The sequence below is a fragment of the Acetobacter sp. UBA5411 genome, assembly GCF_002409645.1.
Taxonomy (GTDB): Bacteria; Pseudomonadota; Alphaproteobacteria; order Acetobacterales; family Acetobacteraceae; genus Acetobacter.
On record NZ_DHNR01000034.1, the window covers coordinates 149,592 to 173,372 of the forward strand.

General features: G+C 54.9%; 16 protein-coding genes. 7 read left to right on the plus strand and 9 right to left on the minus strand.

From position 1 onward, the window contains the following. Positions 1–75: 75 nt before the first annotated feature. The 6 genes from B3759_RS12455 to B3759_RS12480 all read right to left on the minus strand — a co-directional run bounded on the left by B3759_RS12455 (position 76) and on the right by B3759_RS12480 (position 7,886). The gene (locus B3759_RS12455) at positions 76–5,319 is read right to left on the minus strand and encodes a beta strand repeat-containing protein (RefSeq protein WP_291366200.1); all 5,244 of its coding nucleotides are present in this window, start codon (positions 5,317–5,319) and stop codon (positions 76–78) included. A 4-nt stretch (positions 5,320–5,323) separates the two neighbouring features. Further along, complete coding sequence (locus B3759_RS12460; protein WP_291366201.1) at positions 5,324–5,527, minus strand: hypothetical protein; 204 nt, start codon at positions 5,525–5,527, stop codon at positions 5,324–5,326. Next, positions 5,524–5,784, minus strand: coding sequence for a hypothetical protein (locus B3759_RS12465; protein WP_291366202.1), 261 nt, complete (start codon positions 5,782–5,784; stop codon positions 5,524–5,526). Before B3759_RS12465 ends, B3759_RS12460 begins: the two co-directional genes overlap by 4 nt. Before the next feature lie 12 nt (positions 5,785–5,796). Continuing rightward, positions 5,797–6,423 (minus strand): hypothetical protein, encoded by a 627-nt coding sequence (locus B3759_RS12470; protein ID WP_291366203.1) that lies wholly within the window; start codon positions 6,421–6,423, stop codon positions 5,797–5,799. A gap of 15 nt (positions 6,424–6,438) precedes the next feature. Further along, positions 6,439–7,203, minus strand: coding sequence for a P-loop NTPase (locus B3759_RS12475; protein WP_291366204.1), 765 nt, complete (start codon positions 7,201–7,203; stop codon positions 6,439–6,441). Between the two features lie 176 nt (positions 7,204–7,379). Beyond that, positions 7,380–7,886, minus strand: coding sequence for a hypothetical protein (locus tag B3759_RS12480; RefSeq protein WP_291366205.1), 507 nt, complete (start codon positions 7,884–7,886; stop codon positions 7,380–7,382). 956 nt (positions 7,887–8,842) lie between these two features. Here B3759_RS12480 and mobF point away from each other — a divergent pair. Beyond that, positions 8,843–11,809, plus strand: coding sequence for a MobF family relaxase (gene mobF / locus B3759_RS12485; RefSeq protein ID WP_291366206.1), 2,967 nt, complete (start codon positions 8,843–8,845; stop codon positions 11,807–11,809). A gap of 1,247 nt (positions 11,810–13,056) precedes the next feature. Here the strand turns inward: mobF and B3759_RS12490 are convergent. Continuing rightward, positions 13,057–14,823, minus strand: coding sequence for a ShlB/FhaC/HecB family hemolysin secretion/activation protein (locus B3759_RS12490; protein ID WP_291366207.1), 1,767 nt, complete (start codon positions 14,821–14,823; stop codon positions 13,057–13,059). A gap of 580 nt (positions 14,824–15,403) precedes the next feature. On the opposite strand from B3759_RS12490, the gene B3759_RS12495 reads away from it, so the two are divergent. From B3759_RS12495 to B3759_RS12520, 6 genes are all read left to right on the plus strand, one after another. Next, entirely contained in the window at positions 15,404–16,168 is a 765-nt protein-coding gene (locus B3759_RS12495) for a hypothetical protein (RefSeq protein WP_291366208.1), read from the plus strand. 6 nt (positions 16,169–16,174) lie between these two features. Next, positions 16,175–16,642, plus strand: a complete 468-nt coding sequence (locus B3759_RS12500; RefSeq protein WP_291366209.1) for a hypothetical protein — start codon at positions 16,175–16,177, stop codon at positions 16,640–16,642. Between the two features lie 59 nt (positions 16,643–16,701). Then, complete coding sequence (locus B3759_RS12505; protein ID WP_291366210.1) at positions 16,702–16,845, plus strand: hypothetical protein; 144 nt, start codon at positions 16,702–16,704, stop codon at positions 16,843–16,845. 313 nt (positions 16,846–17,158) lie between these two features. After that, positions 17,159–19,684, plus strand: a complete 2,526-nt coding sequence (locus B3759_RS12510) for a type IV secretion system DNA-binding domain-containing protein (protein WP_291366211.1) — start codon at positions 17,159–17,161, stop codon at positions 19,682–19,684. Positions 19,685–19,857: 173 nt separating this feature from the next. Then, a complete protein-coding gene (locus B3759_RS12515; protein ID WP_291366212.1) occupies positions 19,858–20,400 on the plus strand; it encodes a hypothetical protein in 543 nt (180 codons plus the stop codon). 109 nt (positions 20,401–20,509) lie between these two features. Beyond that, positions 20,510–21,355, plus strand: a complete 846-nt coding sequence (locus B3759_RS12520; protein ID WP_291366213.1) for a hypothetical protein — start codon at positions 20,510–20,512, stop codon at positions 21,353–21,355. Between the two features lie 216 nt (positions 21,356–21,571). Here B3759_RS12520 and B3759_RS12525 read toward each other — a convergent pair whose 3' ends face one another. Together B3759_RS12525 and B3759_RS12530 are read right to left on the minus strand one after the other, a co-directional pair. Continuing rightward, the gene (locus B3759_RS12525; RefSeq protein ID WP_291366214.1) at positions 21,572–22,468 is read right to left on the minus strand and encodes a hypothetical protein; all 897 of its coding nucleotides are present in this window, start codon (positions 22,466–22,468) and stop codon (positions 21,572–21,574) included. Positions 22,469–22,707: 239 nt separating this feature from the next. Continuing rightward, entirely contained in the window at positions 22,708–23,622 is a 915-nt protein-coding gene (locus tag B3759_RS12530) for a hypothetical protein (protein WP_291366215.1), read from the minus strand. Between the last annotated feature and the right edge of the window lie 159 nt (positions 23,623–23,781).

Here is a 23,781-nt window from a genome sequence, read left to right on the forward strand (position 1 = left end):
AAACACAAAGGGGCGCCCCGAAACCGGAGCGCCCCCTTTTCTATCAGACGCAGCCCGAAGCCGCGCCGACCCAGATCACTTCCCGCGCGTCTGACACGTCATCTCTGTCTCACCGACCAGATTCCCTCCAGAATTGCACGACACAGTCGCCTCAGCCGTAACCTTGTCGTCTTTCTCCGCCGGCTTCACAACAGGATTAACAGCAGCCGTCGCAATGACACCCGGATTTTGACTGAGCGGCGTCGTTCCATAAACGCTTGTCTGATCGTCGGGTTTTACGACAACCGTAGCCGGCGTTACAGTCCACGACCCACTCTGATAGCTGATCGTGTAATTGCCCAGGCCAGTCCCGGTCGCCCCGGAAGCCGTCGTCGCATAAACCCCAACCCCGCTCTGCACCGTATGCCCGGTATAGACATTCACCGAAGTCACACGATCCCCGTTCACCAGCCCGTTCACCGTCCATCCCGGCAGTTCAGCCTGTTGCCCGTAAACGGATGTCCCGTTCCCCGCAATCACAGTCAGCGCAGCAGGATCAACAGTCAGAGTGCCGCTCTGGTAAGAAATCGAGTAATTACCAAGTCCTTTACCAGACGCATCGCTTGCAACGATCCCATACTGACCGACCCCGGAAGCGCCCGTCGCCGCAGTCGTCAGTCGCACAGCCGAAATCGTATCGCCATTGACCAGACCGCTCGCGCTGAAGCCGGTCGTGCCAAGGGTCGGGTTCTGACCATACGTTGATGACTGGTTCAGAGCCGTTACGATCAACGCCGCCGGATCGATCGTCAGCGTGCCGCTCTTATACGTGACGTCATAATTGCTCAGGCCCGTTCCCGTCGCATTGCTCGCATCGATCGCATAATCGCCGATCGAGGAAGCCGCCGTCGCTTTCGTTGTCAGATCAACACCTGAAACCGCGTCGCCATTGACCAGACCGCTTGTGCTGAATCCGGCAGTCTTCGGCGCCTGACCATACGTCGATACAGCATCATTGGCGACAACAGTCAGCGTCGCGGGCGTGACGTTCCACGATCCGTTTTCATAGTCGATCGCATAATTCCCCAGGCCCGTGCCTACGGCATTAGAAGCGGTCGTCACATACGACCCGACCCCCGAAGCCCCGGTCACGGGCTGATTCACAGAGACACCTGAGACAGTATCGCCATTCACTAGCCCGGCAACGCTATACCCGGCGGAGGATGGTGTCGTTCCATACACACTCGAACCACTCCCAGCCGTCACCGTCAGCGGCGCGGGCGTGATCGTCAGCGTTCCCGGCTGATACGCAATCGTGTAATTTCCCAGGCCCGTGCCAACCGCATCGGAGGCGTTGAGCGCATACTGCCCCACGCTGGACTGCGCGGTCGCCGGGGTTGACAACGTGACACTATCGACAGTGTCTCCGTTCGCCAGGCCGGTTGCGGTAAAGCCGTATCCGCCCGCCGTCTGACCATATTCGACCGAACCACTGCCGGCCTTGACCGTCAGCATCTGCGGCGTGATTGACCAATCCCCCGCGACATACTGCACATTGTAATTGCCCAGACCCGACCCGGTCGCCCCCGAAGCATTGACCGCATAATGACCAACGGCTGAGGTTGACGAAGCAGTGTTGTCAACAGATACGGCCGCGACCGTATCGCCATTGACCAGCCCAGAGACTTTGTAACCGGGCGTGGACACAGCCTCACCATACACGGACGTTCCGCTCCCAGCGGTCACCGTCAGGGTGGCGGGATCGATGGTCAAAGTGCCCGGCTGATAAGCAATCGTGTAATTCCCCAAGCCATACCCGACCGCGCCCGAAGCCGTGATCCCGTATGTCCCGACCCCGCTCGCGCCGGTTGCTGAGGTCGAAAGATTGACCCCGGAGATCGTGTCGCCGTTGATCAGACCATTCGCCGTGAAAGCCGTCGTGCCGAGCGAGGGCGTCTGGCCGTAAGTGCCGCTCTGGTCATTAGCAATGACAGTCAGCGCGGCCGGATCGATCGTCAGCGTGCCCGGCTGATACACGACAATATAATTGCTGATCCCCGTGCCTGTTGCCCCAGACGCGGTGATGTCATACGTGCCGACACGACTGCCCTTGGTCGCGATCGTGGACAGGTTCACGCCCGAAACGGAATCGCTATTGAGCAGGCCGGAAACCGTGTATCCAGCCCCCGACACGTCCGGCGCCTGACCATACGTTGATGTCGCATTGCCGGCCTTGATCGTCAGGGACGCATAGTCGATCGAGACATTCGCGCGATAGACTGTCTGATGCCACGGCGCGGTCACCCCCTCAGCCCAGGTCGCATAAGCGTTGCCCGCTTTGCTCTGGGTATAGCCGTGCCACGGGCCGATCCCAGCCAGGGCAGACGTCGTATCGATCCCGTCTGAAGCCGTCGCCGTGACCGTCTTCGGAGCGGTTACGGTAGCGGAACCATACGTCTCATGAGCATTTCCCGTGCCTGTCACAACGATATAAGGCAGCGCCGACAACACTTTGTATGGCGCCCCAGTCACCCACGATCCTGACAGATACGCCTGGCCCTGGGCAAACTGTTCAGTCGTCAGGCCATTGATATTGATGACATACGTGTATTGATCGACCTTCCCGATCGCCGTCTTCGTGCCGGTCGTTGTCGTATCGAAGTAACCGTCAGACGCCCCCGGATTCCCCACACGCACGCCAGCAAAACCGCCGATCTGGCTGGTCTGGCCGGTGACGAGGCCCGTTGCATACGTGTCCGAAACCGTGCCTGCACCCCATTTCCCGATCAGCCCGCCGGTGTAAGCGTTGACAAGCCCCGTCGCCGCCCCGGTCGAATATGCTTGAGAGACGGACGCTTCATTATCCCCGATCAGCCCGCCGGCATAGCCCATGGTGTCAGCAGAACCCGACGCCGAGGCCGCGCCCGTCGCATACGAGACGCTGATCCCGGCCGCATTTTTACCGACCAGGCCACCGGCCACACCGCCCACACCTGCGGTTGCATCCCCGATCGCGATCGCTTTTGTGACAACCCCGTAATTACTTCCAGCCAGACCACCCACGGTCGCGCCATCGCCAGCGACAACGTCACCAGACGCGCGGACATTGGTCATTGCGTTTGATTGACCAGCAAGCCCGCCGGCCATTGCCTTCGTGCCTGCGGTGACGGAGCCTGTTGCAATAGAATCAGTAATCGCGCCAGATGTGAATCCCACCAGACCGCCGACCTTGACGCTGCTCCCCGATGCGGTGACGTTGCCCGATGCGGATGACCCTGACACATCGCCTGTCATATAACCCACAAGGCCGCCGACATACGAACTGGCAACCGTGGAAATCACGTTACCAGAAGCAGAGGAATCAATAACGGAATAACCCGTTCCAGCAAGCCCGCCGGCATAGGGTGATCCATCCAACGCATAGACATTGCCGGACGCAGTCGAGCGCTTGATCGTCGCGGTTCCCGTCGCTGAACCACCGCTCAGACCCCCAGCGTAATAGCCATATACGGTCGCAGACGAATGGGAATCACGCACGATGCCGTTATTCTGACCAACAATGCCGCCGACATAGGACGTGGTCGGGCCACCGCGCCCGTCGATGATGCCGGACACTGAGATGTTGGCGATTGTGCCAGAAGAAATGCCGAACAAACCGCTTGCTGCATGGCTTGTATCATGCACATTCAGATTGCTGACAGAGTGACCAAGGCCGTCGAAAATCCCAGCAAAACGGCCTGTGTGGGCGATGGGCGTGAACGCGGCTCCCGCATTATCAACGTCTCCAGCCAAGGCGTAATTGTTCGTGATGTAACCGTCGCCAATGCTGTTCAGACCACCAAGCCCCCAGACCAAAGTGTAAGCCGCGCCATTCACGCTCAGAGAACCGGCGTTCTGGGTCGCGTATGTCAACGACCCACCTGGATTGAAAATATCATCCCCACCTGTCTTGATCACGACGGCACCAGAATCATTCACAGTGATCGGCGCATTCACATTCACATTGCGATAAGCGTCGAGCGTGAGCGTCGCTTTCCCTGACCACGCAATCCCGGCATTGACGTTGATGTCACCATTGCCGCCGGCAACCGTTCCTGCACCGGACGTTCCAGACGCAGTCGTCTGTTCAGTGACATTCGTGCCGGCGTTCAAGGCAGTCTGAATCGTCGAAGCGGCATCGGAATCAATCGTCAGATCATCAGGGTCTGTGAGCCATGTTCCGCCATGGCCTGCATCGACAGTAAGCCGCCCGTTCTTGACGTGATGACCGGACGTCTCGATCAGGCCCGCGCCCTTGCCCCCTGCGGTCAGCCTTGCACCGCTTGCCAGCGTAACGGTCTGTGCCAGATCGCGGCCATGCCCTGATGTGCCGACGAGAATGGTTCCGCCAGGCCGGCCCGACACCCGTGCCCCCGCATCCATGACGGCGTCAGATGCGACAGTCACATTATGACCATTTGCGACGATCTTCCCGCCGGAGCCATCCGCGTTATGGGCCGTCACCTCGCCGCCGACATCGACAGTGCCATCAGCGGCCGTCAGGTAAACTTCCCCATCCACTTCCTTCGTGCCAGTCGCCTGAATCGCGCCGGTATGGTTCCCGCCGAGCGCATAGACATTCCCATGCGCTGATGCCAGTTCAACGACCGCCGCCTGAATCCGGCCCGCGTTCGTGACATCACCTTTGCCCGTCGATCCTGCGGCAACGTAAATCCCAGACGGCCCGCCACTCTCACTCAGGACAACGGAATCTGCCGCGAGCATGGCCGCAGTCCGATGCCCGGTTACGATGACGCCCTCGTTCGTCACGCTCTGACCGATGAGAACGACATTCCCGTCTTTGGCCTTGATCGTGCCTTTGTTGACGACAGCGCCTGCGGATTTACCCGAAGCAGTCATAGACCCGCCGCGCATAAACTGGGCATTGTCGATGTCTCGGGTCGATGCCACGAACGACCCATTCGTGACAACCTGACCGCCTGGCCCGACAACGATCCCGTTCGGGTTTATCAAGAAGACAGAACCTGTTGCTCCGAGATGCCCGTCGATCTGGCTCATCTGACCGCCGGTGACCCGATTCATTGTCGCGCCTGAGCCGTTGTTAAACTGCACAGAATTGCCAGAACCGATTGAGAATCCGCGCCAGTCAATAACACCCCGCGCCGAGGACTGGTTAATGGTCATCTGGTCGCCGTGGGTGGTGATCTGGCCCGCGCCGGCAACGAACGAGCCGTCAGTTGGCAGGGTGCCGGCGAATGCGATAGACGCACGCACAGAACACAGAGCAGTTGAGACGAGGAACGCTGCAAAAATGCGATTACGTTTGTGTGCGTTTGACATTGCTTCATACTTTCTCGTTTGAGTTGTTTTCTGTTCTGCTGTCCTGATCGACGCGCCATTTTCGGATTTTGCGTTTGATGATGTCGCTGATCTCCGGCTTCAGGTCGCGCGGCACAAATCGACGTAAATCAACCCAGCCCTCAGCAATCTTCTTTGCGCGATACGCTGCACACGAAGCAGAACGATCTGGTCTTGCGTCTTTCGTCATTGTGCAAACTCCAGTCGGCCCGGCGATTGCATATCCGTGCCGATCGCCATTCCGGCAGGCGCGGTCGGAAGCCCTGATGCGGCGATTGCGCTTTCAGCAAATTGATGAAGCGTCTTGCTTACGCTGTTCAGTGTCTGAATCGGCACTGGCACAGAGGCGCCGAGACCGACTTGATTCATGACATTGACTGCCGGGCTGACAGCAGACAGAAACAGCGTGCCTGCGGCTATGTTCAGTCCTGTTTTGATGATTTTCATTGTCGTGACCTTTCAGTAATCGCGTTCGCGCTTGCCCCAACGGCGCGTCACATCGCGAGGAGGCAGAGCAAGAAGGAAGCGGATAACGGGAGACGTTGATGTCCACGCGAAGGCGAGGCGGATCACAAAAAAAGCGACCGTGCCGGCGAGCAGGAGAAAATAGGGCGACTGTGCCTGGAGCCATCGATTTAGCTGATCATCTGGCACGTTGACGTAACCCTCGCACGCCATCCCCAGATAAAGACCAACTCCGAACAGGATCGCACCGCACGCCCATTGCGTAGTTTGCGCGTTATCAAGTTTTGCATCGGCACGTTTTTCAAGCGCTTGCTCGATCGTAGTCGCAATTCGTGCCGACACGGTCTGAGCCAATTCAGTCGTGCGCGTCTCAAGACGTGCCTGCGCCGCTGCCTCACTTCGCGTCTGGGCATCATTAAAATCACTAATCGCTCTACCCGCTGACAACGCGAGTTCAGCGGACAGTTTCTCGATCTGCGAAGTAACGTGTTCCGTGATAAGAAGGCGAACGACTTCTGGATCGTCGGGGCTTAATCCTGACGCGCCCACAGCAGCCCAAGCGCGATTGCGAGCATCGGGATCAACGGAGAGGGCTGCGGCAGTGTCGTTGAAAATGGTCATTGCATCATCCTCCCATCACAGACCGAGAAAGCCGGCGGCCGGGTCGATCGCCTTGCGGAATCCGCGCAGGAATTGCGATGCGATCGTGCGTTCAGTGATCGTCAATTCGGGATGCCGCGCACAGTCAGAATATTTCAGATTGAGCGCGTTCAGTTTTGCCCGCGCCCCGACCTGCATCGCGGGCATGGAGACTTCGATACCGCCCGCAGCCAGAAGCCGATCGCGACCTTTGCCGTAGCGCCGTTCGCCATTCACGTCGAAGCCAAACCAGTAAGGAAAATCGGACTTCATGTCGCGGCTCTCACGCATATTCAGAACAGCGACATGGTCAACGGAATCAGTTCCGAATGCGCTCATGTATTGACCAACGCTTTGTGCGCTTTCAATTTCGTTGTCGATAACATGCACCAAGGTCAAACGAACACCGTTCTCGGCGAGTGCGGCAAGGAATCCCTCGACCTGTTCCCCGTCGCCGTTGTCAACGATCTTGCTGATCTCAAAACGAGAGCCGCCGGGGAGATCGTGCAGAATCACATCCGCGTCCGAGGCAATCGAATTGAGAAGCGTGACACGCTCTGCGTCCTGGCGCAGATCATAGAAATTGACGCCGGCATCGTGATAGACGCGCACCAGTCCGCCGATCTGGCCGTCAGCGTCGAAAATCGCGGCCCTCGCGTTGCGTTCACGATAGATGTCGGTCATCAGGCGAGAGAAGGTTGTTTTACCAACGCCGCCTTTTCCTGAGACGACGAGGACGAGACGTTTTGCTTTGTCTCCCATTTTTACACACTCCTGTTCCTTTGGAACGCGATCCGCATTCCCTAGAAACATTATAGTGTGCATTTTTGAAAACGACGGATCGGTGCGCGATCGGGTGCGTCAACGAGACACAAAAAAAGCGAAACCGGGGAAGCCCAGTTCCGCCTTCAATAACGACAAACGCCGCTGATAACGTGTTAAGCGTCCAGGGCGGGCGGTTTACGTGACGTGAATCCGGACATGGATGGTGAAGCAGATTGTGCGGGCGCGGAATCAGGTTTCGGGCGCGACGCCTGTTGTGCGCTGGAATCCACTTTTGAATCGGGGGTGGAATTCTGGACGCGAGAATCTGGCGTGGCGCGTGTGGCGCGGGGAGCGACTTGGCCTTCTGAATCCGGTTTCGGTTTGCGTGCCGTGCGAGGACGAGAGCCGCCGCGCAATTCCCTGGCAACACGTTTCATATAGGTTGCAAACGTGCCGGCGCTGATGTCGATGCCGCGCTTTGTCAGCATGTCACAGATTTCGGAATCCGTGCGACCGTCCTGCTTCATTTTCAGGAGCGGTTCGTAAATCTGTTTAATGACGTCATAGACAGTCTGCGGTTTGTGCGACAGCCATTCTTCATGTTCCTTCGCGAGGTCTGCTGTCAGTTCCTCGACCGTCATTGTCAGATTCACTGCTGATCGTTTTACTGCTCTTGCCATGACAAAAATTCCCTGTTGCTGATTAAGAAGGCTGATGCCTTAGATTGATAGTATAACGTAATCACGCATCTTTATCAGACATTGACGACTGCTGCGCCAAAAACGTCACACTGTCTGCATGTCCATGCTGCATCTCAGATCGAGAACGATAGACAGAAACGAAAACAGAAAGAAGCCTTGATTCCGTAATTTCAGTTTCGTTCAAAACGCAGAATCATCTCTGTAAAAATCATCATTCTGTTCCTTATCTATTACCTCAACATTCACACAAATCTCTCATTCACAATTCCATCTCTCATCTCCCATTTTCTCTCATAATTTACAGACAGATATGATTACAGAATACAGTCACGAAAACGAAACCCTTAAACAACATAAAAGATAGAATAATTTAGCAACACACCACGCATCTTCGACGCCCGCAAGAACTCGGAACGGCGGTAAACCGCCATTCCTTCGTGAAAATGTCGGGAACAATCTTGACGATTGCCCGACAGGATTCCCCGTTTCGGGAAACAAGTCTGGATACGAAAAATACGCACGTTCAGGACGGAATCAGATCACGCTTCAGGAACGGCCATCTTCGCGTTTCAGGACAATAAATCTAAATACGAAAATCCTCTCGGGGGTTGAGACGTGGGCAACAATTCCCGGCTGCCGCCGGAATCCGGCTCCGTCACACCCCATTATTTTCCCGACTCGATTCCGCGCAGAACGAAACTCATATCCGCGATTATCCGCCGTTTTCATTCGTGATCGGAATCCTTTCCCGTCAGGAACCGGAAACTTTCATGAATCGGAACTAAAATAAGTGAACAGATACACCCATCAGGGAACACAACATCATGTTCACATGCACACCGATTTCTGACGTCGAATATTACATTGAGTCTGTGAATCAGAAACTGGTAAAACAACCAAACTCTGGCGAATCGGAACCACATCTGAACCAGCACGTGGCAGCGCTTCCCGTCAACCGGAAACGCGGAGACTGGTCTGATCGTGACAGAGCCGCCTATTATCTGGACAACGGAACCGGAGAAAAACCGGGCGTCTGGTGGACAAATGCCCGCGCTGACGTGGGACACGTTCTGCCATTCGTTTTCCACAAAACGGAAGTCCAAGCGAAAGACTTCAGGAACCTCGCATCAGGACGTGACCCCCTCACTCAGGAAACTCTGATTCAGACGGGAAGGAGGCGGCGCGTCGGATATGATCTGCAATTTGCTGCGCCCAAATCGGTATCGGTTCTCTATGCCGCCGGGAACAGGAATCAACGCGAGACTATCGAAGATGTGCAACAGGAAGCCGTATTCAAGGCATTGGAATACATTCAGCAGAACGGCCTGATCGTAACGCGATGCGGACACAACGGGAATGATCGTCAGACACCGGCGGAACTGATGGCGGGGACATTTCTGCACACAACCAGTCGCTCTGGTGATCCACAGATTCACACTCATGCGGTATTGCTGAACGTGTGCCGAAGGGCAGACGGCACGACAGGAACCATCGACAACATGGAACTTCTAAAACACCAACAGGAAATTGGTGCCATCTATCGTCTGGCATTGATTCAGGGACTGGAGCGCAGGCTTGGGATGAAAGCCGTCAAGTACGAGAGGAACTTCCGTATCGTCGGCGTTCCAGAATCAATAGAACAGAAATTCTCAAAACGCAGGGACGATATTCTCTCAGAAGCCCGTGAGATGGGAATTGACACCGCCTCTCACCGGGAAGCGTCAGACAATATTTCACGGAACACGCGAGGCGCAAAAAAAGACCTGCCGTCCAGAGCAGAATTGAACGAACGATGGGACAAAGAAATCAAAGAGGAAGGCTGGACAAAGGAATCAATTTGGGAATCGGCATTAGCGGTTGCAGCAGAAGAACGGGCCAAGCCGCGCGACACCAAAACGGCATTTGAATGTGCATTAAATCAACTGACGCAGACAGAATCAGTTATCGAAGATCGGCACTTGATCGGAACAATCCTTGAGCATTTTCAGGGACGATCTGTGAGCGTTGATGAGGCTATCTATCACGCACGAAACGCTCGCAATTCAAAACAGATTATCGAATTGACAGGGAACGACAAAAGCAAATCACGAGACCTGTTTTTCGCAACACCAGAGGTCATCGATGCGGAACGGGAAATCGTGCGTATTTCCCTCGACAGAAAAAAGGAGCGGGTATTCGTATCGAAAGACGTCATCGATAAAGCGATTGCGTCAAAAGATACAATCTCCGAGGAACAGGCGGAACTGGTCAGACACGCTCTGAATAGGGATGGAATATCTGTTGTCGAAGGGTCAGCCGGAACAGGCAAGTCGTTCTCTCTGGGAACGGCTGCCGAAGCCGCTCGGGACGCCGGCCTTCGTGTCTGGGTAACAGCGCCAAGTCATCAAGCGGTATCAGTCATCGCCAAGGACACAGACACAGATCAGACGCAGGCCGCCGTTTTGCGGTCATTCCTGAATCGCATTTCCGATCCCGATCACACGCAAGGAATCAGGTTGTCACGGAACGATGTCGTGATCGTCGATGAGGCCGGAATGATCAGCACAAAGGAAATGAATGAACTGCTCAGGGAAACAGCAAAAGCGGGTGCCAAGGTCATTCTTGCTGGCGACACGCGGCAACTTAAACCTGTGGCGCCAGGGTCACCCTTACGGCTGATTTCAGAAACAATTGATTCGTCACGAATCAACGAAATTCGGCGACAGAAAGTGGACTGGCAGAGGAACGCAAGCCGGGACTTCGCTTCGGGCGAGATCAAAAGAGCGGTAACGGCATACGCAGACAGGGATCGGATCGTGATCGGAACAGGAGAGGAACTGAGGGCGAGACTGATCGAGGACTACCTCAAGGACGTCAAAAGCGACCCGACAGGGACACGTCTGGTTCTTGCCAGGACACATAATGAGGTTCGGAATCTGAACACCGATCTTCGCAATCTGCTGCGAAAAGAGGGACGGATCGCGGGGTCAGATATTGAGATTGAAGCGTTAAGCCGGGGACTGAAACCCGTGTCAGGATCGTTGTCTTTAGCAACAGGCGACCGGTTGATTTTCGGCGAGAATATACGAGCATCAGGGCGCACGATCAGGAACAATGACGTTGCGACAATCAAAGATGTTTGCCGTGACAATATTGACGGTCAACCTGTTGTGACCCTGGCCTTCGATCGCGGCTTCGAGGTGACAACGAGGTGGTCTGATCTGGAACGGCTTTCGAGGTCAAAAGGTAACGAGCCGGATACACGACCGCTTCGTGTCCAGCACGCCTATGCCGTGACGATCCATTCGTCTCAGGGCGCAAGTGTGAACAGGTCTTACGTTCTGAATGCCGCCGGGATGGACAAGGAATCCCTCTATGTGGGTATGACGCGACACAAAGAGGACTGCCACCTTTACGTCGATGCGACACGGATCGGTCTGAATGTTCGGGACAACAGAATTCGGCGTGACGGGGTATCGGCATCGATCAGTGCGTCGGGACAACTTGAAGCGCCAGATGCGCTCGACAAAGACAATCCTGGCGACAATGTTGATCGTGATGCGGTGATCAGACAGATCATCTATGAGGGAGAGCAATCACGCGAAAAGGGGAATGCCGCAGACTTTTCTCAGCACAAGCGTTCTTGGGCATCGGCGCCGACGGCTGAACTGGCTGTGCAGGGCGAGATTGAACGGAAACAGAAAGAAATTGAGCGCAAAAAAGAGGATGGGCCGTCGTCCGCTGAGATTGAAAGCGAGCGGATTGAGGAATGGATTTTTGGGCCAGAGAAGAAGGGCGCGAGGGATTTTGTGAGTCCGGCTTCGTCGGACGAGGACGCTGAAAAAGCGGCGGCGGAGGCCAGGCGCAAGGCAGAAGAAGAGGCAAGGAAACGCGCTCAGGAGGGGCCGGTCATGAGGCGATGACAATCCCACCGTCACGGCGACATTCCCAAAAGCGCCTTTATCCCCACACCCCTCGTTCCGCCGCGCATCAGGCATACCATTCAGCCGCCATCCCATATTAAACGAGATGTCCAGATAGTCCTTGATCTTCAATTTTGCAGCCATCGCAGGGTCAAATCCGGCATTGCGCCCAACCTAAAACCAGCCCTGCCCAACTAGAGGTGGTCTGGTTGGGCAGGGTTTTGTTTGGTCTTTCTCAATAAAACCAATGAGATAGAGGGAGGTGCCCAACCTGCCCAACCTGCCCAACCCATTTGGGGGTGGTTATGGGGAAGGTGTGTTTTTTTTGCGAGAGCCGAGAGGGGCGAGACGAGCGGCGTGGATGAGGATCGCGCCTTAGACCATATAATATGAAAATTGGTTGGGCAGGTTGGGCAGGTTGGGCAGAGGTGGAATAACTGGCGGGAAACAGCCAATTTTGACTGCCCAACCTAAATGAAACTGGTTGGGCAGATCAACGAGAGGTTGGGCAGACTGATATTGTCTCGACCAGACCTTGAAGTGTTTCGAGGCAATCTGAAGGGGGGCCTTCGAAGAAGGACGGGGTATGGCCGGCTGCCGCCGGCGGGGTCACGTCTTCACCACCTGAATGTCAGAAAAAGAATCTCTGAGGTTTTGTAAACGCCATCCAGGGCGGCAGCCCGTCAGTCCCCACGCCCCCTTCAAGCGCCCCTTCAGAATCTCGTAATCATACGCCCCCTGTCCCTACCTGTCCCTACACACCTTCCGTCATGTAGGGACAGCAAAAAACAGCAGAAAACAGCCATTTTTTATGGGGTGTACCTACCGTACCTACATATTTTGAGAAATAGATATATTACGCGGGGATTTTTTGATTATTTTGATCAACGTCACGATCCGAGAAGGTTTATAATGTGATTTCTTATATATAACCGTCTGTTTCCCAGAATATGTAGGTACGGTAGGGACAGGCGAATTATTTCAAGGAATATCAAGGGGCTAGATGTCCCTACACGCTCGTTAGATGTAGGGACAGATGTAGGGACAGGCTCTTTTTTTGTGTAGGGACACCCTTACCGCCCGCCACCTACCGCCCCACCCGATGCCTCCATTTTGCCGCCCGCCGCCAGCCTTTGTCGTTTTATGTAGGGACACCCATCCAGCCCGCGCCCCAGCCACAAAAAAAAGGGGCCGGGTCATAACGCCCAGCCCCCATCTCAGGCAACCCCATCCCAGGGCCGTGACTGTCAGAACCCCACCGTCACGGCGACATTGCCGAACGCGCCTTTATCCCCATACCCCTCGTTCCGCCGCTCATCAGGCATCCCCTTCAGCCGCCACCCGACGTTAAACGAGACATCCATATAGTCTTTGATTTTCAATTTTGCATCCAGCCCGACGCTCGCAAGATCAAGACCATTCAAACCCTGGGGAATCCGTTTCACCTGCGAAACATGCCCGTAATCGACGAAGACACCGACCTGCTCAGTGTCCCACCCATCAAACATGTTCCAGGCCGGAGAGTGCAGTTCATTCTGGACGGTCACCCCTTCCGAGCCGTAAGCCGATGACGTGAAATACCCTCGTGTCGTATATAATCCGCCTAAGCCGATCTGGTTGCTATACAGCAGATTACTCGACGCGACTTGCCCCACGACATCCGCGCTCCATGACATCCCCCAGGGCAGATATGTCAGACGCGAAAGCGACAGTGTGTCATAAACGTATGATGACTTTGCCCCCGGCACGATGGCCTGCATCGCCGTTTTATTATTCCCCCCAGTCAGACCGCCCGGCGAAAACGTCAACGTGTTCCGAAACGTCGTCTGTCCCCATTTATCCGTCTCTGACAGCAAATAAGAGACAGGAAACTGAGCAACATCCGCATTCCCGGCATACACATCGACCCCACCGAATTCTATGCTGTTGTTCGTCGTTTTGAAGTCGAACCCGGCTGAAATCTGCTGTCTGATCAGAACATCTCCGACAAAAAACGGGCGAAAATCATGCAGATAACGGAACGACGCCTGGCCGGAATGGCCTTTTTCTGTCATTTTGATCGGCGTTCCAGCAATCGTCCCCAGCGTGATCTCCGGGCGCTCCCAGGCATAATCTCCAAAAATCTGAATTTTGTCTCGCCACGGCAGCGTCATCGAGTAATTGATTGCATGGGCTGAGTATCGCTCAGAGACAGCGTGCGTAAATTGATACGACAGCACTCCGTCCAGCGGCAGATTCCCAACCGCGCCCCCTACAAACCATTCCTGCCGGCCGAGGATCGGCGTGCCGCCAGTGTCATAGCCGGCGTATCCCCTGACAGGCATACGATCCGTAATTTTCAGCGTCACATCGCTCTGCCCGCGCTCATGCCCCGGCGATGCGACAGCAACGGCAGACCGGAACGGATTGCTATTCAGCCTGTCAAGCGCCTCCTGCTGCCGTCCCAGTGTCATCCTCTGCCCAGCCCCAAGCCCGGCGATCTGGATCAGGTCGGGCGTCGAAAACCACCTGTTCCCCGTCACAGACACATGATTCAGAGAATACTCGTCAACGATGATCTTGAGATACCCGCCGCTGATTTTCTGTGCAGGAATAGAGACAAAAACATAAGGGCGACCCGCACGGCGATACACTTTATATATAGTGTCAACCACAGCGTTGATGTCAGACGTCGTGAGTGGCCGGCCCAAACGTGTTTTCATCGCATCAGTAAACGCCCGCTTCTTCAGTATGCCATCAACACGATCACCGACATAGATGCCATCCGGCACACCGCCTTCAGCCCCAGGCGCGATGATGGCAATCCCTCGCAATTCTTTTGCCACCTCACGATCGGAATCAGGGAGCAGATTCCGCGTGACGTGAGGCTCATTCGCCAGCGCCGGACGCTCTGTATCAAGCCCCTGGGGTGCCACGCGGTTGTATGCCTGAGCATGGGCTTGATGTGTCGAGATGCCCATTCCAGCAATCAAAGCGAAAACAGAAGCAGTCAAACTGAGATAACGATAAGTCATGTGCGTGTTCTCCGAAAAGGACATCAAGACAACAGCAGTCTCGATCTGGCCTTTTCAGATATTTTAATTCGCATGACCGCAGGCGACGGGTATCGCGCACCCATCCTGATCAACGACATCCGCAGGAAAATATAAATCCGTAGGTTTTTCAGACACTTACGGATCAATAAACTTTAGACGCAGTCTGAATCGGCAGGGAATCAGACATCGCCGATTCAATATTTTTCGTTATCCAAAAATATTTTTTTCAAAAAAATGAATCGGCGCGGAATCCGATTTGAATCCAGTCAGAATCCGGCGGAATCCATTCGTCACGATACCCAGAAAACCGCAGAAAACCGCCATTCTTAAAAATAGGCATAGCGACGAACGAACTTCGGATTCATTTTGTTTTGGTTTTTCTAAAAATATTTTGTGGTATCCAGACATTTTACAAAGATCGTTATTTTTCAATCCCTTAGATGCCGACCTCCATTATCTCCTGACCACATCATCTCTTTTTCAAAATAAATATTCGAATTGGAAAATCATCGGGGCCGATGGGTGCGCGTAAAAGTGCGCGATCTGTGGTAATATAACAGTGGCGGCGATCGATACTCGTTTTGCCGAACAGTGGAGACTTTTTATGCAAGAGTTCCAAAAACTCATTACCCCAGGCCATATTGCCGGGCATCGGGCAAAAGCGGCACTGGCGCCGTTTTATGCCCCCGCGTGCGTATCTTATACAGCAGGCATCGTTCTTGCATTGTGCGCGTTCACAGGCGTCGGCGGACATGCCTTAACAATGCCCGCATGGTTTGATCGTGCGTTTACAGCCGATGTCGCCGTGTATCAAAAAGCAGCCGATGCGCGGGCAGCGGCGGCACAGAAAGCGGCGTTCGACAAAGCCGAAGCGGAACGCAAGGCGGCGGAAAGCAAGGCTCAATCCCCTTCTGCTGCCTCGATCCCTCAGACGTCCAATGTCACGCAGCAGGCCGCCCCTGTTGTCGCTTCTGCGCCTCCAGCCGCGCCATCTGTTCCCACAGATTACACTCCGTCGCCTGCGCTTCAGGAGGCGATTCAGACGATTGGGCTGATGACGCACGCATCGACCATGGCCGCATTCGCGCAGCAAGACGAAGCGATCGCTGAGGCAATGACAAAACTGGTCAATGCTGACCGCGCCATTTCCGACAAGGCATCTGCTGGTTTCGCTGCATGTGCAAAACAGTCGCGCGACTTCAACGAGAAAGCCATCGCCGACGCCCCTGACCACATCCTCCGAGGCGAGGCGCAACAGGCGTTTTTTGACGTCAATCGCACCTGCATCTCCGATCTGCTCGCAAGTTTTGCGATGAAGGAATAACAGACAATGAAACGCTTTTTTTCAAAACCGACACCTTCGACCCGCCGTTTGATTGCTGCTTCATACGGCGCATCTTTGCTGCTGGCATTGCTTCCGGCGTTGTCCGCGTGCGGCCCGCTGCACATTGACGGTTTGCCGCACGTTTCTCTGAACGATGACGTGTCGGCGTCTGAACAGCCACGCTTGCTGGGTCAGTTCATTGATGATCGGATCATGAGCGTCCCGGATTCAGCAAAAACGTATGGTCAGGCCCGCCAGAACGCAGACGCTGTCGATGCCGCATTGATCCAGCTTGCAGAGATGGAGCCTTCAAAGGGCGCGTTCATCCGTTCCGGCTTGGCCGTCTGCATCGGCCGTGAGGAAACGGCCCTGCACGCAGGAGGGATGACGAACGCCAGACGCATCAAGGCGGCGCTCGATCATGAGTCCTGCGCGAAGTCGATGGCAGTCGAACTGAAGCCTAGCCGCACCTGACATCCACAACGACGCACAAACACACTGCACACACAACGTATCGAAGAGGGAATTAAGTCATGAACATCATCGCAATCATCGCCGCCGTCATCGTCGCCGGCGGAGCCGTAATCTCAGGCGGATCGGTCGCTTACGCGAAAGCAGACGCTGTTTATGACCGCGCGGCGACGCAGTCTCGTGTCGCGGCCTTTCTGGGCAACTGATCCCAGACCCGCACGAACAGAACGCAACAAACCGAGTAAATAGGTGAGCAAAAAAATGGATATTTTTGGTCAAAATAACGTAAACATCGCAAACGCACCGTCATTGGACGACACGACTGCGCTTGTCACGTCACTCCTGCACCTTCCCAGCCTGCACGCATCAGGCGAGGTCATTGTCGGCGGGGCATTGCTTGCAGCGACCGCCTGTTTCGTGCCGCTCGCGTGGCGCATCAGCGTTCGCACAGCCCGCGCCCCGCGTCGCATCGCAAGCCGTATCTGGGGCCGGGTCATCGACCGCCTGATTCCTGCCGGGGTGCAGGAGCGGATCGATGCGTTCTGCTCACCCGACCGGCTGGATAAATGGCTCGAAGCCCGCACCGCCGGCACGGACAAACCGCTCCTGAACGGCGATATTCGCGCGGCTGCCAATATCACATGGCCTGAAGCAAAATACCGCTGGCTGTATCGTGATATTCCCGCTGACCTTGTCCGCCCCCCGACTTGGGATGGACGTCTTCCCGGCGGCGTGCCCGTGACGTGGCTGGCCTGGAGGCACATGACGATTGATGCGATCAGCGAAATCTCTCGCGCTCAGATTCACAAAAGCGTCCGCTATTCGGCGGGACTGGCGGTTGTGTTTGTTGCCATCGCGTTCGCTTCTGTCTGCCTTCAAGGGCTTCACGCGGGGATTGAATACCCGGAATGGGCACGTTCAGGCGAATTGCACGCGATTATGCCGCAAGTCGCATGGTATCTCGATGCCATCATCACGACCGGCGTAAGTGCGGCGGGCACATTGCTCCTTGCCGCGCTGTCTGCTGCAATCATGGCTCCGGGCCTTGCTTTTTTCAACGTCTCTCGGGGACTTCAGTCATATTTCGCCCGCGCATCCTCGGCTCTGGCAACGCCGACGCGCGATTCCGTTGTCGCGTGGGCAAATCGCGCCGACATCCGAGCAACGGAACAAGAAGCGTATGCTCGGCAGGTCGATTTGGCGCTGATGAACCCAAATGCCCCGGTGATCGCGGTCGGCCGTGCAACAGGCATCGCTCGCGCTCGCGGCAGCATGAAGTCGCCAGGGGTCGGTCAGGTTGTAGCACTTGATGCTGAGAGCATCCGGCAGCATGTCATCGCGTTCGGCGGCACGGGCGAGGGCAAAACCCGCGCCTTCCTTCAGCCCATGGCACGGCGCATCTTCGCCGCAAAATGGGGCAACGGCAGCAAAATCGGTGGCTACATCACTGACGGCAAGGGCGTTTTGTATAAAGACCTTGTTGGGCTGCCGGAGATCGCATCGCGCGGCGATGTCCGCGTGCTGGGGACGGATGAGGGGCAATACGGCGTCAACCTTGTCGCCGGCATGACCCCGCTTGAAGTTGCGACGATGCTCAAGACGGTAACGTCGCAAGTAATCGGCGAAAAAGAAGATGTCTTCTGGAGCGAGCAGGCGTCTATTATCGTTTACCACGCGGCAGTCCTGTGCAACGTGCTTGAGCGCATCATTCCGCATCCGAATTCTGTATCAGTCGAAACTGCGAGCGATAATAACGTCGAAAAAGAGATTGATGCCGAAGCGTCATGGGACGACCTCCTGGCATCCGGTGTTGATCTCGACACACTCACAGAACCGAAAACAGAAGCTGTTGCAGAGGCGCCAGTGGAGGCTGACCCGGATGCAGGCTGGAGGAATTTCCGCCCGTGGTCACTGCAAGGCATCGCCTATCTTGCAACGTCTCCCGAAGCGATCTTTGCGAGTGTAAAACGCATTGTTGCTGAAGAAGAACGTCTGGATTCACTTGCGAAGCTGAACGCTGACGAGGTTGAATTGAAGACGTTGATTGAAAGCAACGAAACCTCGAATTCATGCTCGTATGCAAATGTCGAATGGCGCAACATGGCCGCAGAAACCCGCTCCGGCGTCATTGCAAACGTCTCTGCCGTTACTGGAAAATTCGCCGGTGCGCCTCCTGTTGCCGCTCGTTTTGCTTCTGGCCTGCTTACCGCAGATCAGATCACGGACGTTGACTATGCCTTGACCGGCGGGATTCTGGCTGTTGCCGTGGGTGAGAGCGAGTGGGGCACAGTCGGCCAGGTCGTCGCGGTCTGGCTCAAAACTCGCTTGTATATTGCTGCACGCAAACGTCAGATCGCTGATCCTGACGCGGCAAAACGGCAGTCCGTGGCTTTGTTGGTCGATGAATTCCAGATGTTGGCTACCAAGGGCGGGTCGGAATCTGACGCAGAATTCTTCAATATCGCACGAAGCACCGGCGTATTTATGGTGGCCGCGACACAGGGGATTCCATCGCTTCAGAAGCGTTTGGGCGAGAAACATACGCAGGATTTGCTGAACAACCTTCGCACGAAATTGTGCCTGCGTATCGAAGAGCAGGAAACGCTCGAATATTTCCAGAAAATGGCTGGCGAAACGCTGCGCGGATTGGTCGTTGACGATGATTATTTCGAAACGCAGGGCGTTCGTGAAATTGAGCGTCCCGATGTGCCTGTCCCCGCGCTGACAGGGGCAGAAGTCATCAGCCTCTCACCAGCAGCACCTGTCTTCAACACTCACCCTATGCGCCCCCTGAAACGATTTGATCCCCGATTCATTCTTCAGTTTCGTAAGGACAAACATAGCAATAACGCAGACGCCGTGGTCGGGTCTCAGAAAGACGCTTTCTGGAGACAAGAAGACAAGGAGCACGAAATGCGCGGTCAAGGCGTTGAAAACAAACCGCTTTTCAATGCCACGGACATTAAGCAGGGCAGCAATTTTGCCTTGGCTTACGTCCAGCGTGCAGGCGGTCATTCGATCGACGTGATTGATCTGGTCGGCTGATTTACCAGTGCGGAGGCCCGGAGAGTCTTCCGGGCCTGACACTGCCCCATGATTTTTGAAAACGGGGTTATAATAAACATAGAATAAAAAATCTCAGTCATCCAGACCGCCTGCATCAGCAATCGCGGACGGTCTGGATGCCCGAGAGGGGCAATGAACGCAGGAGAGGCATCATGCTGCCGAGAGAAGACGAATTTTTGAAGCGGGTATATCGCCGCCATTTTTACAAATCTGGCGATAACGATGTCGGATTTACGCCGGCATCAGCGGGGAATATCTCGCATCAACAGGCAGAGAAAGAGAGATCGGACGAACGATATGCACTTCATTTTATTACAAAAATCCGGGGCTATGAGGACGAGGCGCGGAAAGACTACGAAACGCTCATGACCATGTCGGAGAGTGATCTTCAAAGAACAGTCGATGATCGCATGTTTGCCGTAAAACCGGACGAGCCATTCCCAAGCCGCGCCCATCTTCGTGCATTAGCCGTCGGTGATGCGCGGGGCGTGACTGACACATGGCGTCAGAACAGGTCAGAAACGAAAGCCGAGATCATCAAACTGCGTGCCGAAGACAAGCCTGCCGCCAAACAGACGCCAGTTCGTGCTGCGCTGATTCCGCCGCGTCATCAATCTCCGTTACGCCGCATGATCGACGAGCAAAACGCAGCAAATGCAACGAACACCCAACCGCGCCGTGCATTCTCACGCTGAAAAATACTGCCGGTTCCGACAGCGCCTTAATTTTGAATAGTCATCGAGGCGTTATCGGAACCGGCAGCAATCAAGGTGTCGATTCATTCATTAAGAAAGGACGCAGACAGTGAACGATGAACAAATCGCGGCGGATCGCAAACGTCTCGCTGCATTAAGCAATGACGATCTCGTTTCTGAATTCAAGCGACGCGGTGAAACGCTCGCTGAACGTGAGTATAATACAGAAGGGCTGGCTTCTGTGTTGAGCAATCGTCTCGATGACAAGAAAGAGGGGAAAGAAAGCTGGGCTGCAACAGAAAAAACTGCGTCAGTCGTGCGTGAGATGAAAAATCTGGTTGCTGACGATTACACGTCTCTTCGCAATTCTGTCGTTGAAATGAAGTCTCGCGAAGACCTGAAAATCCAGGACGACGAACTTGCATCTCAATTCGACAATTACCGGAAATTCGGCGTCGAGCCGTTCCCGGATGCCCAACAAACGATCGACAGGTCATTGTCGAAATTCGAAGCCGCGGCAAAAGAGCGCAGGGTAGATCGTGACACAAAATGGGAAGAAGGGGAGAAACGTCAAAATTTTAACGATGATTACGATCGCGCCCAAGATCGTAATCGTAATCAAACAGGTGGGCTAAAGCTGGGGCAAACTGAGCGCGATCATGCAGAACGACGTGATGATGCAAAATTCCTTGGGCGTGAAGCGTCTCATGTATTGCCCCAGGGCGAACGTGATCGTCAGCGTGACGAAGCGCGTCTAGCAAACCCTGAAGCGAAACGTGATCTGGGACAGAAATTGGAGCCAGAAGCCGCGATGGGAGGTGGTGGTGGGGAGGCAAAAGCCGCTCCGAGAACGGCGCTGGGGAAGATGATTCAGGCTCAAGATAATGAGCGGGAAAAAGCGCAACAGCAGGAAAAACAACAATCAGAAATACAGGGCCGTGGGCGCAGACTGTGAGCATACTTGAATGATCGCAGAGACCCGATGAGGCGGCTTCTGAGCCGCCTTTCTTTTTCGCTAAATGCTGCGCGGAGGAACGAAAGGCCCATAAGGGGGGCTGCTTCGCTGGGGTGGATGGCCGGTCTGCCGCCCGCCATGCTCGTTTACGTCAACACCGGCGGCAGCCGGACATTCCCTCGCCCCTTCAAGCCCCCTTCAGACTTCCCTTAATCTTCACCCCCATTTCGGTCTAAAACTTCTCGCCCTGATCCGTGGCGCAGGATGAACCAGAGCCGGCGCCTTCTTCTTATTCAACCCGCCGGCAGACGCTGCACCCCCAGATGACCCGCTATTCCCGGCCCCCTTTACCGCAATCGACCTCGCGTTTTCCCATAGCGCCAAATCTTCTTCAGGTATTGTCGAGACAATGCCGTTCATTCTCTCAATAATTTCCCCACACCGATCATCGAAATACTGAGACGTATTATCCGCGTGCAACCTGGCTGCTGTGATCTCATGCAGCAAACTGACAAGCGCATAGACCAGGAGACGTTCCATTTTCTTGTCAGGGTTAGAACGCCCCGTCGCTCGCAGCATGGCGCAGACAATATCGGCCCATGCCGGCACCTCGTCGCGCGAAATGCCCAGATTTTCTCTCAATGACATGGAAACCGGGATCGCGGGCATAATGATCTTGTCATACGCAATGCAACGATATGTCCCGACATTTTTTGATTCCGCGCCGATGAAGATACGCATGGCGATGAGAGTCATATAAATGAGTTTCCATGACGGCTCTAGCCGCGCTTCTGACCACCTCAGTATCTTGATTTCTTGGAGCGTCAGTATTTCTCTCTCATCTTCGTAATTAAGGTCGCGTTCATCAGACAGGATAAACTCCTTACCTGAAGCCCCACAGAGCCTTTTATTGATGTCAGGAACATCTCCGTCCATCGTTGACCAGATCGCGTCAACCAAAGACTTTCTGATACTCGGACGAATAAATTCACCGTCCAGCGCAATAAACATCAGATCAAAAATGAAATCTGATTCAGCGCGGGCGATACGGCTTTCATGCCGCTGCTGAATCGTTCTGGCGCTGATGTGTGATGGAGAGGCACTGTTTGTCATGATACGACACCTTCTTTGTTCGCAACAAAGAAGCATATCGCCGCTTTTATCTAAGCCTCGGGCATGGAGCCGGCAACAAGCATATCAGAGAAACAACCAGCACCCGATAAACGGCTGTTTTCTGCCGGGAATCAAGATTTCGGATCGTCGTCGCAAGATTGAATCGGGTTACCCGATGCGCCAAGAAGAAGGGGGTGCCTAAAGCCTCCCCTTCCTTTTGTTCTGTTTGAGAGTGAAGATTAAACCACCTTGGCGTCCGCCTTCACTTCGGAGATGTGAGGGTTCCGCTCAAGGAAGTCCTCGATACCATCGACTTTGCAGCGGCAATGAATCAGATAATCGGGAATATTCCGCTCCCTCATTTCCTTGATTAGTGTTGCGAACCACAGGTATTCACGCATGGTCATGGGTTGACCTCCATCCTTGAAGTGCGAGGTCATCAGGTTGTCCAGCATGGGTGCCTTCCCCTGAGCGGCCCAAGACTCAATGGCCTGAGCCGTGGCATACATTACGGCCATGCCTGCGGCCTCGACGGCCAGCGTAACCGACATGGCATTCCGGCGCTGCACTTCGAGATAGGCCACCTTCTCACTAGCCATCTTCAGTTTCCCAAGCGCGGCCTCACGGGAACCTTCGGACACCTGAAGGGCAGCCTTGACCTTGCCGCTTTCTGTTGCAATCGCAGCGGAATTCTGACGTTCATAGGTCAAAGATTCCTGCGTTGCTTCCAGAGTGCCACGCACGCCAGCTAGATCATTTTGAAGGCGGGCGATACCTGCATCTTTTTCGGCAGAACTGGCCCGTTCTTCATTTAGTTTGCGTTCAAGGGCGAAGCCTGAATTCACTTCATCGCGGAGGGCTGCACTATTCTCATCCAGAAGGCGCTTGGCCAAGACGGCATATTCGTCATGCTTCTTGACCAGATCGTTCGCAAAAGCCTTCCACTTTTCATTCTGCTGACGCGCACCCTCAAGTATCTGCTGGTTCACGAGAGCATATTGAGCGTTGGCCGCTTCAAAGGAATTACGTCGTTGGGCCAGAGCCTCAGCTTCACGGGCGCGAGCAACCATCCCGTGATACCAGTTTTCGCCCGCCTGGAATGTCGCGTTGATGAATTGCGGGTTCGTGATGATTGCTAGTTCAGTCGGCCCCATGATCGCGCCCTTTCACTGTTTTTGACCGCTCTATTCGTCCTGCAAGCCCTGGTCTTCAGGCTGAGGGTAAGGACGGGCATGGATGTGGCGTGTGCTGGAAATATGAAATCCGTCTCACGCCACACTACACTGATTGCAATGAGCAGAATCCGTGGTTTT